The 15,456-nt window shown below is 40.9% G+C and carries 20 protein-coding genes and 2 pseudogenes; 10 read left to right on the forward strand and 12 right to left on the reverse strand.

Annotated features, from left to right (window positions below; translation table 11 throughout):
• Nucleotides 1-307 precede the first annotated feature (307 nt).
• The 8 genes from SPIRS_RS11075 to SPIRS_RS11105 all read left to right on the forward strand — a co-directional run bounded on the left by SPIRS_RS11075 (nt 308) and on the right by SPIRS_RS11105 (nt 2,884).
• Nucleotides 308-628, forward strand: coding sequence for a type II toxin-antitoxin system RelE/ParE family toxin (locus tag SPIRS_RS11075; protein WP_013254772.1), 321 nt, complete (start codon nt 308-310; stop codon nt 626-628).
• Nucleotides 625-921, forward strand: a complete 297-nt coding sequence (locus tag SPIRS_RS11080; RefSeq protein ID WP_013254773.1) for a helix-turn-helix domain-containing protein — start codon at nt 625-627, stop codon at nt 919-921. The genes SPIRS_RS11075 and SPIRS_RS11080 overlap by 4 nt, the downstream gene beginning before the upstream one ends.
• Before the next feature lie 13 nt (nt 922-934).
• Nucleotides 935-1,198, forward strand: a complete 264-nt coding sequence (locus SPIRS_RS11085) for a DUF2442 domain-containing protein (RefSeq protein WP_013254774.1) — start codon at nt 935-937, stop codon at nt 1,196-1,198.
• A 69-nt stretch (nt 1,199-1,267) separates the two neighbouring features.
• On the forward strand, nt 1,268-1,522 hold the full coding sequence (locus SPIRS_RS22135; protein ID WP_013254775.1) for a BrnT family toxin: 255 nt from the start codon (nt 1,268-1,270) through the stop codon (nt 1,520-1,522).
• Between the two features lie 4 nt (nt 1,523-1,526).
• Nucleotides 1,527-1,742 (forward strand): CopG family antitoxin, encoded by a 216-nt coding sequence (locus tag SPIRS_RS11090; RefSeq protein WP_013254776.1) that lies wholly within the window; start codon nt 1,527-1,529, stop codon nt 1,740-1,742.
• Between the two features lie 40 nt (nt 1,743-1,782).
• Nucleotides 1,783-2,034, forward strand: coding sequence for a CopG family transcriptional regulator (locus SPIRS_RS11095; protein ID WP_013254777.1), 252 nt, complete (start codon nt 1,783-1,785; stop codon nt 2,032-2,034).
• Between the two features lie 347 nt (nt 2,035-2,381).
• Nucleotides 2,382-2,624, forward strand: coding sequence for a type II toxin-antitoxin system Phd/YefM family antitoxin (locus tag SPIRS_RS11100; RefSeq protein ID WP_013254778.1), 243 nt, complete (start codon nt 2,382-2,384; stop codon nt 2,622-2,624).
• Nucleotides 2,624-2,884 carry a Txe/YoeB family addiction module toxin gene (locus SPIRS_RS11105; RefSeq protein ID WP_013254779.1) on the forward strand — a complete coding sequence of 87 codons (261 nt, stop codon included), beginning with the start codon at nt 2,624-2,626 and terminating at the stop codon, nt 2,882-2,884. The genes SPIRS_RS11100 and SPIRS_RS11105 overlap by 1 nt, the downstream gene beginning before the upstream one ends.
• A gap of 228 nt (nt 2,885-3,112) precedes the next feature.
• On the opposite strand, the pseudogene SPIRS_RS22950 reads toward SPIRS_RS11105, so the two are convergent.
• The 3 genes and pseudogenes from SPIRS_RS22950 to SPIRS_RS11115 form a co-directional block, all read right to left on the reverse strand.
• Nucleotides 3,113-3,235, reverse strand: a pseudogene (locus SPIRS_RS22950) (IS256 family transposase); the annotation flags it as partial.
• A gap of 67 nt (nt 3,236-3,302) precedes the next feature.
• Nucleotides 3,303-3,977: pseudogene (locus SPIRS_RS11110) on the reverse strand (IS3 family transposase); the annotation flags it as partial.
• Between the two features lie 157 nt (nt 3,978-4,134).
• Entirely contained in the window at nt 4,135-4,437 is a 303-nt protein-coding gene (locus SPIRS_RS11115) for a transposase (RefSeq protein WP_171814766.1), read from the reverse strand.
• A gap of 587 nt (nt 4,438-5,024) precedes the next feature.
• Between SPIRS_RS11115 and bla the strand changes: the two genes are divergently transcribed.
• The gene (gene bla, locus SPIRS_RS11120) at nt 5,025-5,933 is read left to right on the forward strand and encodes a class A beta-lactamase, subclass A2 (protein WP_041866297.1); all 909 of its coding nucleotides are present in this window, start codon (nt 5,025-5,027) and stop codon (nt 5,931-5,933) included.
• A 62-nt stretch (nt 5,934-5,995) separates the two neighbouring features.
• Nucleotides 5,996-7,192, forward strand: coding sequence for an IS256 family transposase (locus SPIRS_RS11125; protein WP_013254782.1), 1,197 nt, complete (start codon nt 5,996-5,998; stop codon nt 7,190-7,192).
• Nucleotides 7,193-7,284: 92 nt separating this feature from the next.
• Here SPIRS_RS11125 and SPIRS_RS11130 read toward each other — a convergent pair whose 3' ends face one another.
• The 9 genes from SPIRS_RS11130 to SPIRS_RS11170 form a co-directional block, all read right to left on the reverse strand.
• On the reverse strand, nt 7,285-7,632 hold the full coding sequence (locus SPIRS_RS11130) for a TIGR04076 family protein (protein WP_013254783.1): 348 nt from the start codon (nt 7,630-7,632) through the stop codon (nt 7,285-7,287).
• Nucleotides 7,633-8,180: 548 nt separating this feature from the next.
• Nucleotides 8,181-9,224 carry a [citrate (pro-3S)-lyase] ligase gene (gene citC, locus SPIRS_RS11135; RefSeq protein ID WP_013254785.1) on the reverse strand — a complete coding sequence of 348 codons (1,044 nt, stop codon included), beginning with the start codon at nt 9,222-9,224 and terminating at the stop codon, nt 8,181-8,183.
• A gap of 10 nt (nt 9,225-9,234) precedes the next feature.
• On the reverse strand, nt 9,235-10,131 hold the full coding sequence (citG, locus tag SPIRS_RS11140; RefSeq protein WP_013254786.1) for a triphosphoribosyl-dephospho-CoA synthase CitG: 897 nt from the start codon (nt 10,129-10,131) through the stop codon (nt 9,235-9,237).
• Nucleotides 10,094-10,690 carry a citrate lyase holo-[acyl-carrier protein] synthase gene (citX, locus tag SPIRS_RS11145; protein ID WP_013254787.1) on the reverse strand — a complete coding sequence of 199 codons (597 nt, stop codon included), beginning with the start codon at nt 10,688-10,690 and terminating at the stop codon, nt 10,094-10,096. Before citX ends, citG begins: the two co-directional genes overlap by 38 nt.
• Nucleotides 10,680-12,236: a citrate lyase subunit alpha gene (citF, locus tag SPIRS_RS11150; protein WP_013254788.1), complete on the reverse strand. Its 1,557-nt coding sequence runs from the start codon at nt 12,234-12,236 to the stop codon at nt 10,680-10,682. Before citF ends, citX begins: the two co-directional genes overlap by 11 nt.
• Nucleotides 12,237-12,246: 10 nt before the next feature.
• Nucleotides 12,247-13,125 (reverse strand): citrate (pro-3S)-lyase subunit beta, encoded by an 879-nt coding sequence (citE, locus tag SPIRS_RS11155; protein ID WP_013254789.1) that lies wholly within the window; start codon nt 13,123-13,125, stop codon nt 12,247-12,249.
• 2 nt (nt 13,126-13,127) lie between these two features.
• Entirely contained in the window at nt 13,128-13,418 is a 291-nt protein-coding gene (gene citD / locus SPIRS_RS11160) for a citrate lyase acyl carrier protein (RefSeq protein WP_013254790.1), read from the reverse strand.
• 9 nt (nt 13,419-13,427) lie between these two features.
• Nucleotides 13,428-14,234, reverse strand: coding sequence for an alpha/beta hydrolase (locus SPIRS_RS11165; protein WP_013254791.1), 807 nt, complete (start codon nt 14,232-14,234; stop codon nt 13,428-13,430).
• A 164-nt stretch (nt 14,235-14,398) separates the two neighbouring features.
• The gene (locus SPIRS_RS11170) at nt 14,399-15,430 is read right to left on the reverse strand and encodes a LacI family DNA-binding transcriptional regulator (protein WP_013254792.1); all 1,032 of its coding nucleotides are present in this window, start codon (nt 15,428-15,430) and stop codon (nt 14,399-14,401) included.
• Between the last annotated feature and the right edge of the window lie 26 nt (nt 15,431-15,456).

A 15,456-nucleotide genomic window follows, 5' to 3' on the forward strand; every position in this document is an offset into this window, starting at 1 on the left:
GAGGCGGCTTGAGTAGTTTTTGCCAACATTGTCTTAATCATTCTCGGAAAGAAAACGAGGTAGTAAATATAAGCTTTGTCTGTCGAGTACCCAAGACTGCTTAACAGCGAATATGCGTTTTCGCCTGCGGCTTCATCTAAATAGCCTTTGGCCGCAAGCTCCCGATGACAGGTCGGTGTATTTACGGAACGTTTGATGGAATATCAAATTTGAAGGCAACGTTTTTAGGCTGTTGTAGCTAAAAAGAAAGCAAATTATTTTTGTTGAGGTCTTGCTTAAAGTTATCATAAATGATAACTTTAAGTCTATGAAATGGGAAATTGTATTTTTTAGTGAAAAGGTCTCAAAAGAGACAATGAAATTTCCCAAAGGAATATTGGCAGACTTCTTACATATAGCTGAAATGATTGAAAGCTTTGGTTCGTCTCTTGGGATGCCATATACAAGAGCCATGGGAGGGGGGCTATTTGAAATCCGAACCAAAGGGAAAGAAGGCATCGGACGGTCCTTATTTTGTACTGTTAAGGATCAAAAAGTGATAATTTTGCATTCGTTTGTAAAGAAAACGAATAAAACGCCAAAGCAAGATTTAGAAATTGCTCGGAAACGACTGAAGGAGGTTCAATGATGGAAACAGTTTCTTTTAATGATTTCAAGAAAGAGGCGTTAAATGATCCTGAAGTTCGAAAAGAATATGAGACACTCAAGCCAGACTATGAACTCCGGAAGAGATTAATTGAATTACGACTTCAGGCAGGCTTAACCCAGGAAGAATTAGCGAAGAGATTACATACTCAGAAAAGCAATATTTCCAGGATAGAGAATGTGAATACAAAGAACTCGCCGCGTCTTTCTACGATAGAAGATTATGCGCGTGCAGTTGGATATAATATAAAAATAGATTTTATCCCGACGTCATAATGCCGAGGAGTTTATGTATTTGGGTGTTAAAGACGTAAAACCTCTTCAAGATTACAAATTGTTACTCACTTTCGAGAATGATGAAGTACGTTATTTTGATATGTATCCCTATCTTGATTTAGGAATCTTTTCGGAGTTGCGGGATATCGCAAAATTCAATGCGCTATCGGTTAAATTTGATACTATCGAATGGCCAAACGGGGCAGACTTAGATCCTGAAGTTCTTTATAGCGAAAGTTCTGTTGAGGCACTCCCCTTTACCTACGACCAACTTTAGCTATTTGTAAAGCTTTGTTGAAATTCAAAATGGCTTAATTTATACTTATATCATAATTATAATATAATTATGATACCCTTTAAATGGGATAAGGCAAAAAATGCGATCAATATTCAAAAGCATGGCGTTTCATTTGAAGAAGCACAATCCGTGTTTTATGATGAATCGCACTCTGATTTAGAAGATAGATTCATCATGCTGGGATTTAGTAGCCACTTACGCTTATTAGTTGTTTGCCACTGTATACGAAAGAAAAAATCCGTAATCCGAATTATCTCAGCTCGTAAAGCTACTACTAACGAATCAAAATACTATGGAGGGTGATATTATGAGAGACGAATATGATTTTTCTAAAATGAAATCTCGTAAGAATCCATATGCGAAAAAGCTCAAGAAGCAAATTACTATAAGGCTTGCAGTAGAGACTATAGATTATTTTAAGGGCTTAGCGGAAGAATCGGGCTTACCATATCAAACCCTTATAGATTTATATTTAGATGATTGCGCTAGAAATAACAAGAAAATGGAACTTAAATGGGACTAAGAGGCATTTTTGATTTTCGAGAATAGAGGAAAGCGGCGGTATGAAGAACGAGGTTACATACGAAAAGGCTCCGGAAGACATACGACAAGGATTGTTAGCGGCTAAAGAGGTGGAAGATGTACTCCCCCCTCCAGAGTTGTTAATACCAAGAGAAGAGACAAAAAAAATTACGATCACACTTTCTAAAAAGAGCATTGACTTCTTCAAGCAAATCTCGGAGGAAACAAATACTCCATATCAACAAATGATTCGTAAGGTTTTAGATACCTATACAGATCATTATGCAAAATGAGAAAAATGGACGCGCTGATATGCGGTTCCATCATCATTATAGTGTAATGTAAACCATGTTAGAGACGACTTTTAGCAAATTCATGAAAGATGAAGAGCAAATGAAGAAGTTCAATGAAGAATATAATCAATTTCTGTTGTCAGAATTTCTATTAGAAGCGATGGAGAAAGAACATTATTCAGTAAGGAAACTCTCTGAAAAATCTTGATATCAACCAGTATCATTTATTAAAATTCTCCTTCGGCCAACTTCGCATATTCGCTTGACAATATGTGAAAATTACTCTGGACTTCTCCTGATAATAGATATATATTCATAACGTACGTCAATACGTACGGAGGTATGCTATGAGTAGTATTAATGTTACAAATGCAAGAAAAGACCTGTATAATTTAGTACAAAGAGTTAATTCGACTCATGAACCTGTAGAAATAACTGGAAAAGAATCAAATGCTATTTTGATAGGAGAAGAAGATTGGCGGAGTATTCAAGAAACACTTTTTCTATCATCAATTCCTGGTATGCGAGAATCCATAATTGAAGGTATGAATACGTCTGTCGATGATTTATCAGATGAATTGGATTGGTAATGTATACATTACTATTTACAAAACAGGCTCAAAAAGATGCAAAGAAATTAAAATCATCAAATTTAAAGGCGAAAGCAGAACAAGTATTAGAGATCCTTAAAGCTGACCCATTTTGTGATTACCCACCTTATGAGAAATTGCTTGGTGATTTAACAGGTTCATTTTCGCGTAGAATCAATATCCAATATCGAATAGTTTATCAGGTCTTAGAAGATGAAAAAATTGTGAAAGTGTTAAGAATGTGGACTCATTATGAATGACCAGAGTAGTATATACTACCGATAGTAAGAGTATAAAGTTCTGTTATCTTTGAGGAAGAAACAAGAATAGAAACCGGAATAAAGATGTCAAAAAGGTGCCGGGACAGGGCTCAAAAATCATGATATTATGTTTAAAAATAACCGAATAGATGGTGTTACTGTACTTCGGGACCGGTGGGTGTCAATAATCTTGCGCAAATTGCTTGTCCATCAATCTGAAGAATTTACTTATGAGACCTGATCCTCCCGATCGTAATCAATCAGCGGGTCCATATTCAGATACTTCCGTTCACTCCATGTAGAACCTGAGATATGACGTAGCCGGGCCGAGACCAGCATCAGGGCAGATTCTATGCTGAGCCCGTTTGTCAAACAGTTTTGCAAACTATTTAAGGTGGAACCTACCGGTATAATCTGACTATGCAGCAGCTTTAAGCTCCTTTTCCTGGAATGATATATACATCTCTTCCGGAGTCCTATAATCCAGGCCCTGATGAAATCTTCGGCTGTTGTAGAACCTGAAGTACCGGGTAAGTCCGGTTTTCAGTTCTCGCACTGGTTCATAGGACTTCAAGTAAATATCTTCATACTTGAGAGTTCGCCAGAACCGTTCAACATAGATATTATCCCGCCAACGGCCCTGACCATCCATACTGATTTCTACACCTTCATCTTTCAGGATTTGAAGAAAGCCATAGGAGGTAAACTGACTTCCCTGGTCTGTATTGAAGATCGCAGGCGTGCCATAGTTTCTCAGGGCGTCCTTTAACGCTTCACAGCAGAACTCTGCATCCATAGTGAGTGAAATCCTCCAGCTTAAAACTTTACGGCTATAGAGATCCATAATGGCAACCAGATAAACATATCCTGTTTCAAGCTTCAGATAGGTAATATCGGTCGCCCAGACCTGATTGGGATATCTGATCCTCTTTCCTTTCAGCAGATATGGATAAACCGGATGCTCCTTCTTCGGGATGGATGTCAATTTCTTCGGTGACAGCGCTTTAAGGCCCAATTCTTTCATGAAACGGCGGACCCGTTTTACCGTAGAGACAATAGATTCATTGCCCAGTTCAAGCATCTGTTTACGGTAACCATAAACGGATACTTTATAAACAACTCTTTCAGCTTGATCATTTCTTCTATATCAGCCCGTTGTGGGGCACGTTTTTTGTAGTAGTGGTGAGAACGACTTACACCAACCAGTTCGCTTTGCCGAGCAATAGAGAGATGACGGTCAGAAGGATCAATCATTCGTAATCCTTTCCGTACAGTTGCTTGTACTTTTTTTTTAACCATTCATTCTCGTATTTTGCTTGGCCAAGTTGTTTATAGAGTTCCTGTTCACGCTTTTTCACCTGGTCAAGTTCCTGGTTCTTTTTGTTCTTACGCTCAAAAAGGGAACTCGCATTCTGTAGAAGTTGTTTCTTCCAGGCACTGATCTGGTTGGGATGGTCTTCATACTCCTCTGCCAGCTCCTGCAGTGTTTTTTCTTCCTTCAGCGCTTCAAGAGCTACCTTGGCCTTGAACTCTTCATCAAACTTTCGTCTCACGTTCTTCTCCTTGTATATGGTATCATACATCGGAGATTCCACCTTACTCCTTGTTAAAAACTGTTCGGAAATCTGGGCTCAGCATAGTTTTCTACCATGATGTCCCGTTTGTTGTATGTGCCGTCGAAGACATTCATCAAAGAGGCACCCCGAACGGCATAGCGTTTTATCATGCAAAACCTCCTTTATTAGCATTGCACTTGGTGCCTGTTTCTAGAAACAGTGTTTGTGACGATTGAGAAAATTGCGCAAAGAAATGTAATTACGTAGCCATTGTACCAACGGTGTTGATGGAAGTAAAATAAGAAAATGTTGGATGGGTACAAGTACCGGCAAACGTAAGATTCTCATAACAAAATCGGCTGAGCTGACCATTCATGGCTGTTCTTCCGTATGAACGGTTTACATGAGTGTCGCAAGTATGGAATCTCAACAAAAAACGGTTACAAATGGAAGACTCGATTCATCCAAGAGGGCTTTACAATAATTCTACAACTTCGTGTTGACAAAGCATGAGTAATAATGGATATTTTTCCTCGAATATTTGATTTTATTATACTACATGAAAGGTATCAACTATGAAGAGAATGTTCTCCTTAAGTTATATGTTGCTTGTTTTCGTTTCTTTTTCTTTTGGTGAAACCAATGCACCCAAAACAATAAATAATCTCAGGCAGGATATTGAGCAATTTCTCGTTGAAAAGAAAGCACTTGTGGGAGTTTCTGTTCTTGGCATTGAAGATAATGAATCATTAAGCATCAACAATGATAAACACTTTTCTATGCAAAGTGTTTATAAATTCCACATTGCATTATCAGCTTTACATGAAGTTGATACTGGTAACCTTTCTTTGGAAGACAGTATAATGCTAAAAGAGAGTGATTTATTACCGAATACGTGGAGCCCTTTGCGTGAAACATACCTTGCAGGAAAAAAAGAAATTACCTTAGCTGAATTAATTAATTACACTGTTGCATTAAGCGACAATAATGGTTCTGATATTTTATTACGCTTAATAGGTGGTACTGAAAAAGTAAACGAGTATATTCATGGTCTTGGCATCATTGATGTTCAGATTACAACCGATGAAGAGAATATGCACAAAGAATCTGATCTTCAATTTGAGAATTGGACAACGCCAGAAGCCGCCACAGAATTACTTACATTATTTTATGATGGAAAGGTCTTGTCAAAACAATCAACTGATTTTTTATGGAAAGTTATGGCAGGAACGGAAACAGGTGGAGGTAGGATTAAGGGCAAATTGCCATCTGGAACTTTAGTAGCGCATAAGACTGGAACTTCTGCACCGCCAGATGAATCCGGGGTAACTGTAGCAATTAATGATATAGGAATTGTAACATTGCCTAACAATAACCATTTTGTGATGAGTGTCTTTGTAGCTAACTCGAAAGAGAGTTATGAAACGAATGAAAAGATTATAGCTGATATCACAAAGCTTGTATGGAATTATTTTACCCACAAAGCAAATTGAGCCTGTAAATAAATCTGTGTAAAGCTTCAAATCTTTGATATAACAAGAGAGGAGCTTCTATTTTGCACAGTAAAGAATTTGATGAATTGGCGGACAAACTGGCCAGGAGCCTGAAGAGTCCGAAAGATGTATCAGCAATGACCAAGATGCTTGCCAAGGTGGCTATGGAACGAGCCCTGGAAATTGAGATGGAGGAGCATCTTGGTGAGAAAACGAATGGACAACGACCGTCCGATAACACTCGGAATGGCTACACGCAGAAAACACTGAAAACTGATACCTCAGAAATAGAGTTGGATATTCCCCGCGACAGGGATGCGACATTTGAACCTCAGCTGGTAAAGAAAAACCAGCGCCGGAGTGAAGATTTAGACAGTAAGATTTTAACACTCTATGCAAAGGGAATGACGACTCGGGATATCGCGGCAACATTCAAGGAAATGTATGATGTCGATGTATCTCATGCTTTGATTTCCAAGATAACAGAAGGCGTCATGGAGGAAGTCGTCGCCTGGCAGAATCGCCCATTAGATTCTGTTTATCCTGTCTTATATCTGGATTGTATAGTCGTTAAAGTCCGTGAAAACAAGAGAGTTATTAACAAAAGTATCTTTCTTGCCCTCGCAATTAACTCTGAGGGTATAAAAGAGCTTCTTGGCATATGGATTGCGGACAATGAAGGTGCCAAGTTCTGGATGAATGTCCTTACAGAACTTCAGAACCGTGGAGTAAAGGATATTTTTATAGCCTGTGTGGATGGTTTAACCGGATTCCCGGATGCAATCAATACAGTTTTTCCACAAACCAAAATACAGCTTTGCATTGTCCATCAAGTTCGAAATTCAGTGAAATATGTTTCATACAAAGATCGGAAAGCTGTAGCTGCTGATTTGAAGAAAATTTACAGTTCCGTTTCTGAACAGGAAGCAAAACTTGAACTGAATCGTTTCTCAGAAAAATGGGATTCTCAATACCCATCAATCAGTAAAGGATGGTATAGAAATTGGGAAAATCTTATCACATTATTCGATTACCCCGATGAAATACGAAAAATTATTTATACAACAAATGCAATTGAATCCCTGAATAGTGTCATTCGAAAAACGATAAAAAATCGAAAGATATTCCCAAATGAAGGTTCAGCGGTTAAGATAGTCTATCTGGCTATTGAGCAGGCTTCCAGGAAATGGAGTATGCCCCTTCGGAATTGGAAGCCTGCAATGAATAGATTCGCCATCGAATATGAAGGGCGATTTTAAATTTGGAAAAGAGCTTTACACAGAAAAATTTACAGGCTCAGCAAATTAGGTATAGCGGAATATCATAAAATAGTCAGAATATAGAATCAAATCTACTCAAAAAATTTGCCCTTATAAAAATTCTCATTTCCGAGTTTCTTTGCACTCATCCTAAACATAACGCAACCGTCCGGGCATACAATTTCCTTGCTATATTTACTATTCCCACCGATGTTCTCTAAATCTCCACCACTTCTAACCGCCTCCATAATTGGAAACATCATCATCATTACTTTGGAGCAAATACCCTGCCCCTCCTTATTTACAGGACAGCCATAAGTACATGTATACGTATCTCCGATTTCCTCACCGTTTCGGCAATACCTCTCTGTGTGGTCACTTCGAAGAAAGCCTGTTACCTCGATTTCCCATTCATACTCCTCATCATACCATTTCTTCATAATCAAGCTCCGAATTTTCAATTCTCAGACTGACAAACTATATCAGTTTTATGTACTTTGAGAAAGAACTTCAAACAGAGTCTCATTCTGCTCAAGATGATAAAATATTTTGTACTTTCCTTCCCTCCTTCAAGGTCTCAAGTTTAAATTCATCGGGCTTCTCGTATAGGCAACACTATTTTATTTGGTATGACAGGCAGGAGAGCAGTAGAAACAACCATCAACATTGGTATATATAGTCCGTGCCTTATTTAGCGCATCATGACAGTTCGAATATTCTCCAATATACGTCCGATTTTCCGGTAAATACATACAGTTCTGTGTATGAACTTCATGTTCGCCTGTGGGTTGAGCATTGTCATTTACATAATACTTTGACATAACTTACTCCTTATCTAATGTAGTTTAATGCCGACACGTTGAATAAAATCCACTCAAGCTTTGATGTACATATTCCAATGAGATTTTACTCTTATAAGTCTCAGGTCACAATCTTTTTTTATTATTTCTCGCTATTAGTGGCATTTTGATATTTTAAAGAGAAACATTTATTGATTTAGAATGGAGTGGTGTACGATGAATTCGTAGGTGCTTGCAGGAACTAAAGGAAGAATAGCCTGCATGTTTCCGGCATGTATGTATTCCCTGACTAATGAGGCACTTATAGGTTTCCCGTTGCAATTCTTCCGTTCGATCTCTATTACTTCTACTCCGGCCTTTTTCAAAGTTCGTTGTAATGCTGCATTGTAGGCATTTGTTACATGCGAGTAGGGTTCTGTTCCGAGATATCGTTTTGAAATTCCAAGTTCTGGTACAAAAAAACGCATGAAGAGTGCAATGTCAAGGTTGCAATTAATCTGTTCGGCTCTGTCTATATCGTCGAGAAAATAACTGGGGAAGGTTGCGGGAGAAACCAAGTAATCTTCCGTCTTATGAACCATGACATTACGTAAGGATGAAACACCTTCTTTCACCATTTCATATCGGTCTTTAGCACTGAATAAGGACTTCTCACTGGATACGACAAAGAGATGTACCAACGAGCACTCCTTACTTGCGCGTTCGATGAGGTATCGATGCCCATTGGTAAAGGGGTTGCAATTCGCCACTATTGAACCAACTGCCCCCTCACCTATTGCACGCTCTTTTATAAACCGTTCGGTTTCACTCCGTAGAAAGTCGACATAGCCCTGTAATCCCTGTTTCCTGTTTTCCATAAACAGAACATCATCCGTTTGAAGTATGGGATAAAATCCGATATCGACAAATACAGCCCTATTTTTCGGGTTTGTAAACAAAAACAGATGTTCTTGCCCATTGGTATATGCATATGTGACCAGTTCGCTCACGATATGCGATGCAATACCGTATTGTCGATACGAAGGATGCACTGCAAGATATTTGATGACATTCCCATCAGCCGCTCCTGTCCCGATAATCCGACCGTGCGACAACAGGCAGATCATGAATTCCGCTGGCCCCTCATAATGAAGGCCGCGTTCATTTAAGAAATCCGATACTCTGCTTTCCCAATGAGGAGAAGCAAGGTATCCGGAGAATTCCGTCATATCGGCTATATTATTCGTATCCATCCCCCCCCCTTCATGGTTCATCATAAAGAAGCAGTTTTGCCAGGAAAATCGTCAAGGCCAGCAGATCGGCACACCCGCCACAGCTGATGTGTCGGGCAATGCAATATGCGTCAAGGCTTTGCACCGATTCCATGCCCGCCTGAGTAAAACAGCCTCCTATCTCAAGAATATCCTTTGCCATTGCATGTATCGATTCCAAAGTATTTCGATCGTGTCTCGCAAGAACATTGGAATCGTCAACCACCGTCATAAGATGCAAAAGTACTTGGACATTGCAGAGATTTTGCTGATATCCTCCTGCCATGTAGGATACCATAAGAGGAAGTGCAACATCCCTTACCGAGGGAAAGCCTGTCATTGCTTCCCCTCGTACACCTTTCGAGCCGTCCTTTCTATATACATTTTCACCATGGGTTCGGGGGCGCATCGTTTCGAGTTCAAGTAATTCCGATTGAAGTATATGTTGCGTCATATCGATACATGTTGAAAAGATGCGTGCGATATCGAAGTGCCTCCATTGTGCATGGACATATGCAGAGGCCGCACACATGAGGCCCAAAGAAAAGATTGCCCCCCGATGCGTATTGACCGAATTCGTGACCGAGAGCATGGCTTTTTCTGCCTCCATACCGATAGGACGAATCGCCAGAAACAAATCTTCCAGGTTCCTGCACCAATGATACCCGATGCTTACCATTTCCGTGAAATAGGGACTAAGGGCATTTGCACTGCGCACAAAGCATGCATAATCCATGTCGGAATGCGAGCCTGAATTGTGTTGATCAACCAATCCTGGTTTCGGGGTTGTCGATACTTCTTCTATAAGAGCTGCATGCGCGCTATACCCAATATATGAGATGATGTGTGATTTACTTGCTACCGGCGCTAAAGTCTCTGCTTGTCTCATTAAAGACTCCCTTCCCCTCCATCTGCAGATAGTTATTCAATGTTTCCTCTGTATAGGCGACAAGCTCTTCGACGCTGTGGCTTCGATTTCTTCCACAGTTTCTTGCCGAATCATGACAAAGAAAGCAGCGCCGCGGCTTTGCGCCTATCTCTTCACGTGTGATGGCACGCTGGGTACTATCCATGACGTCAAAGTCGAACCATCTGCCGATTGGATGATCTTCTTCAAAGGTCACCAGCTTCCTTTTTACCGCCCATTGAGAAGCGGTTACGGGAAAAATGAAATAGCCCTCAGGACCGGTGGAAAGCAGATACTCCTCGACTTCCGTAAGATCATGTTCCTTCATATAGATCAGCAAGGCTTCTATCCCGGAAAAAAAACAAGCGCTAATACATGGTGTATTTTTTACCGGCCCCGGAATATTCATCGTAAACGCAATTACGTTTGCGTTGTATGTTTCGACCAACCTTTGTTTCCTGGCAACCCGTCTCTCCCGGGCATCAAGAACCGCCTCTAAGGAGGGAACGCCCCAATTATCAAAAACCTTCTCATGAGACATCGATCGGATCCTTGACCTGGTGAATCAAGTCAATTACCGAACCGTCACGATAGGTAACAACCCCGACAACCTTGTCGGTATATTCGATTGGCCTCGATTTTCCCACCAATTGTATTGCCTTGCGTCGGAGATTTTCAATTGTGGTCAGTTCCACATTGGCCTTTGTCAATGCTTCGATCAAATCGTTCCTGCGGGGATTTACCGCCACTCCCTGATCGGTAACAACGACATCGATGGTTTTACCCGGCGTAACAATTGTGTTTACATGATCGACGATGGTTGCAATTCTTCCCCGTGTAAGAGGGCAGACGATGATCGACAAAGCGGCTCCGGCAGCGGTATCACTATGTCCACCGATTGCTCCTCGGATAACGCCGTCGGAACCTGTGAGCACATTCACATTGAAGTCAACATCTACTTCCAGGGCGGATAGAATAACGACATCGAGTTGATTGACTGCAGAGCCAACATTACCCGGGCTTGCATAATATGATGCGGATATTTGTTGGTGAAAGCGATTATTCTTTAAAGATCGTGCAGCGTCTAAATCAAAGGACTGGACATCAAGAATCTTTTTTATGAGCCCCTCTTCATGGAGTTTAACAATCTGACCAGTGATGCCGCCAAGTGCAAAACTGGCATGGATATCCCTTTTCACCATCTCTTCCCGCAGAAATCTGACCGTTGCAAGGGAGGCTCCTCCCGATCCCATCTGGATGGAAAAGCTTTCCCTCAAACGGCCGCTACCGGTAATGACATTGGCCGCAGTTTCGGCAATCATCAGTTCCTTTGGATCTTTCGTATACCGGGTTGCTCCACTCATGATTCCTTCAGGATCTCCTATGGCGTCGATCTTAACAACGTAATCCACATCGGACTGGGGAATACCTGAGGGCACATTGGGAAAGGGAACAATATTGTCGGTAATCACTACTACTTTATCAGCATATTGAGCATCAGTCTTTGCATAGCCCAGAGAGCCGCAGACAATCCCTGTATCATTGTCACGGGAATACCCATTGGCATTGCCGAAAGGATCGCAGGAGGGAGCACCTATGAAGGCAATGTCGATTTTCAAGGCACCGGTTTCGATGGCATAGGCACGCCCGCCGTGGGAACGAAAAACGACAGGGATATCCATGAGGCCGTTGGAAACGGCTTCCGCCAATTTTCCACGCATTCCACTGGTTTCGATGCGTTTGATTACTCCGCTTTTGATATGTTTTATCAATTGTTCATGAACATTCATCAAGGAGCTGGCGGCAAGTGTCAGGTCTTTAAATCCCATACCGGCTATGACGTCCATTACTTTATTCAACACGTAATCCCCATCCCGAAAATGATGATGGAAAGAAATAGTCATGCCGTTTTGAAGGCCACTCTTTTCAATTGCCTCTTCAAGACTCCTCAGGATCTTACTCTCAAATTGCTCCTTTTCCAGGAAGGACAATACATCCTTGTGAGCATGATCATCGGTGTATATGCCGTTGATTCCTTTCAGCTTTTCGATATTGGGAATAGCTTCCAGCCTAATATTCGTATTCATGATGTTTCTCCTATAATAAAACCTTGGCAGCCCTTGCAAGCGCTAAAACACGCTCGGCGCGCAGAACAACAGGTTTGTCGATCATTTTCCCATTAAGGGCAATAACTCCCGATCCCTTCTCGTGGGCCAGCTGTATTGCTTCCATGATATCCTGCGCTTTACGAATTTCTTCTTGTGTCGGTGTAAAAACCTTGATGATAGGCTCTATCTGGCGAGGATTGATTACCGACTTCCCATCGAAACCAAGCTGCTTGATCAACATGGTCTCCTTGATAAGTCCTTCTTCATTATTGACATCGGAATAAACGGTATCCAGCGCAGCAATGCAGGCGGCTCGGGCGGCATGTAAGATCATACTTCGAGCAAAAAACAGTTCACTGCCGTCGGGGCTTCGGCTTGTCCTCATATCGGTAACATAATCCTCTGCCCCAAATGCTATTCCTATTAATCGTTTACTGGAAAGGGCAATTTCCCTTGCATTCAGTACTCCTACGGCACTTTCTATTGCGGCCATCATTCGTGTACCTTTACTACGGCCACATTCCTTTTCTATTCGGGAAATTTCTTTTTCACAGAGTCGGACATCATCCGCTGTTTCCGTCTTTGGCAGACGAATAACATCAATACCGGCACGAACCATTGCTTCAAGGTCCGTGACACCCATAGATGTCCTCGGATCATTGATTCGTACAACAAGTTCCTTATTACCATAATCCACAGAAGTCAATGCATAGAAGAGCAAAGCCCTCGCAGCATCTTTCTCGGCGAGAGAAACTGAATCCTCAAGGTCGAACATGATGCTATCACATTTATAGATATATGCATCTTTTACCATTCCTGGATTATTTCCCGGGACGAACATCATGGTTCTTCTCAATCTATCGGCCATATCTACTTCTCCCATTGATAATCTATTGATTCACAGGCACGATACAGGGCCGTTGTCGCTCTCGCCATGATGACACAATCCAGTGCCCCTTTATCGATTGCCTTGATGTCTGCATCTTTAACCCCAACTTTTTTGGCACTGTCGAGGATAACCTCTTTAATCCGATCACCGAATTGTTTCTTAACAGGGCTTTCAAGGGTGACATGAATCCCTTTCCCTTCGGGTTTATCCACCACAATCATAATGTCACTCGATTCCATGGTGCCCGCAACAGCTTTTTTTACAATAGTCATATGACGCTCCTATATATCTTGAAAAATCCACCTAAGTGCATCAGGAAACCGTTTTCTCCATTCAGATTGGCTATGGACAGCATTCTGATAAACATTGTATTTCAAACTATCTTGATTAAGCCCTTGAGATTCATAAAAACGTACAATGGTACTGCTTCCCTCAAGAAATTCTGAAGCCGTTGTCATCCTTCCATTTTCATTTGTTCCGACATCAAGGTATACATATTTGAGACTGTCGCAGCCAGAACAGTGATTCATTGTTTCCTGTAACTTATCCAACCAAATTGCTATTGCCGGACTAATGGCAATGATTCTATGAAAATATTCCTGAAAAGCTATCGAAGCATACACACTATTCAAACCGCCTGTGCTGTAGCCGCATAGTGCAGTGAAATCAGGATCGGGATATGTCCGATAGGTCCTGTCAATATCAGGTTTAAGTATTTCAATTATCCACTGTATATACTCTTTGCCTCTACCTTTGATACAGGATTCAAAATTTTTTTCCTCTGGTACAACAAAATTTTTTGTATAAGGAGAATATAAAGCTGTTCGTTCACTTGCCACAGCGGGAGCTTCAATAGCAACGATGATTATCTGTGGTAGAAATTTTCCATAATCTTGATAGTATTGGACAAATCGAAGGCTTTCCACACCTCCAAATGTATGAGAGTCATAAAAAACGTCCTGTCCATCGTTCATATAGACCACGGGATATCTCCCATTATTATCATTATATCCATCAGGTAAGAAGACCCGAACCATACGATGGTCATCCACCAAGCCCTCAGAATATTTCTTTTCAACTATCTTCACCGAAATCTTCCTCCGTATTTTATAATTTCATTGATATGTAGGTCATGAAATACAAAATTAGATCGCGTATTCTTACATTTAATATCCGATGTTTCGCTCCTTTCTTCGATAGTTCCTGATAGAATCGTTCTTAGAAACGATCTATAGGGGAAGGTACATCATTATTAATAGACTTTGTCACCATGGAATCTGCTGCAACTATTACGGATCATTAAACTTGACTTGCTGACAGTAGTAATCTCAAGCAAATCTTTTTTATCGATCAGAGAGAATAATGCCTCTGTGGCAAATCTGGCAATTTCAATAGCCCGATTATCAATAGTCGTCATACCCAAAACTTCAGAAAAAATAGTCGAATCATGTCCCAATAATGAAATATCCTCAGGTATTTTTATGTCTCTCTTCTTTAAAGCATTATAGGCACCAAACGCAAGCAAATCATTGAACCCGAAGATTGCGGAAAAAGGAATCTTCCGCGAAAGAAATTCATCAATGGCCCTTGTTGTGACATCAATATTGGTAGTCCCATAAATAGTCAGTTCTTCTCGAAATTGGAGTCCTGCCTCTTCAATTGCTTTTCTATATCCTTTCAACAATTCAAGTTGTGATGGGCTCCTTTCTCCGTTATACGTACCCATCAACACAGCGATGTTTTTATGTCCAAGGTTCATTAGATACTTGGTTCCAAGATAACCATTGTATTCATGGTCAACCAATACACTCACAGTGTTTTCAGGAATATTCTTTGTCAGTCTATCTAAGACAACGATAGGATACGACTTGGGGATTTGTAATAAACACTCGCCGGAATGTGGCGCACAAGGAAAAAAAACAATCCCTTGTGCGCCGCATTCGATCATGCTTTTGCATAATTTCGTCTCTTTGGCAACAGAATGGTTTGATTCACTGGTAATCACATTGAAATTATGCAAATCGGCAACCTCCATCACACCCTTCACGAATGGGTAGATACCTATTGCAAGCATATTAGGAATAATCAAGCCAATCAGCTGTTTCTTGCTTTCCCGTTCTGGCAGTTTTTTGTGTTCGAAGTAACCGATTTCTTGCAAAGCCTTCTCGACTGCTTGTCTGGTTCTATCATTCACACTAGAATTATTATTGATAACTCTTGAGACCGTCGTAATTGAGCATCCGACCATCCGAGCGACATCCGCAAGCCTTTTCTTCCTATCCATCCTTACCCCATTTTCTGTAACAACCA

The sequence above is a fragment of the Sediminispirochaeta smaragdinae DSM 11293 genome, assembly GCF_000143985.1.
Taxonomy (GTDB): Bacteria; Spirochaetota; Spirochaetia; order DSM-16054; family Sediminispirochaetaceae; genus Sediminispirochaeta; species Sediminispirochaeta smaragdinae.

Bases quoted from the DNA above. Each gene is read 5' to 3' on its own strand.
- SPIRS_RS11075 (WP_013254772.1), top strand. From the start codon at position 308: ATGAAATGGGAAATTGTATTTTTTAGTGAAAAGGTCTCAAAAGAGACA.
- SPIRS_RS11080 (WP_013254773.1), top strand. From the start codon at position 625: ATGATGGAAACAGTTTCTTTTAATGATTTCAAGAAAGAGGCGTTAAAT.
- SPIRS_RS11085 (WP_013254774.1), top strand. From the start codon at position 935: ATGTATTTGGGTGTTAAAGACGTAAAACCTCTTCAAGATTACAAATTG.
- SPIRS_RS22135 (WP_013254775.1), top strand. From the start codon at position 1,268: ATGATACCCTTTAAATGGGATAAGGCAAAAAATGCGATCAATATTCAA.
- SPIRS_RS11090 (WP_013254776.1), top strand. From the start codon at position 1,527: ATGAGAGACGAATATGATTTTTCTAAAATGAAATCTCGTAAGAATCCA.
- SPIRS_RS11095 (WP_013254777.1), top strand. From the start codon at position 1,783: ATGAAGAACGAGGTTACATACGAAAAGGCTCCGGAAGACATACGACAA.
- SPIRS_RS11100 (WP_013254778.1), top strand. From the start codon at position 2,382: ATGAGTAGTATTAATGTTACAAATGCAAGAAAAGACCTGTATAATTTA.
- SPIRS_RS11105 (WP_013254779.1), top strand. From the start codon at position 2,624: ATGTATACATTACTATTTACAAAACAGGCTCAAAAAGATGCAAAGAAA.
- bla (WP_041866297.1), top strand. From the start codon at position 5,025: ATGTTCTCCTTAAGTTATATGTTGCTTGTTTTCGTTTCTTTTTCTTTT.
- SPIRS_RS11130 (WP_013254783.1), bottom strand. From the start codon at position 7,632: ATGAAGAAATGGTATGATGAGGAGTATGAATGGGAAATCGAGGTAACA.
- citC (WP_013254785.1), bottom strand. From the start codon at position 9,224: ATGGATACGAATAATATAGCCGATATGACGGAATTCTCCGGATACCTT.
- citG (WP_013254786.1), bottom strand. From the start codon at position 10,131: ATGAGACAAGCAGAGACTTTAGCGCCGGTAGCAAGTAAATCACACATC.
- citX (WP_013254787.1), bottom strand. From the start codon at position 10,690: ATGTCTCATGAGAAGGTTTTTGATAATTGGGGCGTTCCCTCCTTAGAG.
- citF (WP_013254788.1), bottom strand. From the start codon at position 12,236: ATGAATACGAATATTAGGCTGGAAGCTATTCCCAATATCGAAAAGCTG.
- citE (WP_013254789.1), bottom strand. From the start codon at position 13,125: ATGGCCGATAGATTGAGAAGAACCATGATGTTCGTCCCGGGAAATAAT.
- citD (WP_013254790.1), bottom strand. From the start codon at position 13,418: ATGACTATTGTAAAAAAAGCTGTTGCGGGCACCATGGAATCGAGTGAC.
- SPIRS_RS11170 (WP_013254792.1), bottom strand. From the start codon at position 15,430: ATGGATAGGAAGAAAAGGCTTGCGGATGTCGCTCGGATGGTCGGATGC.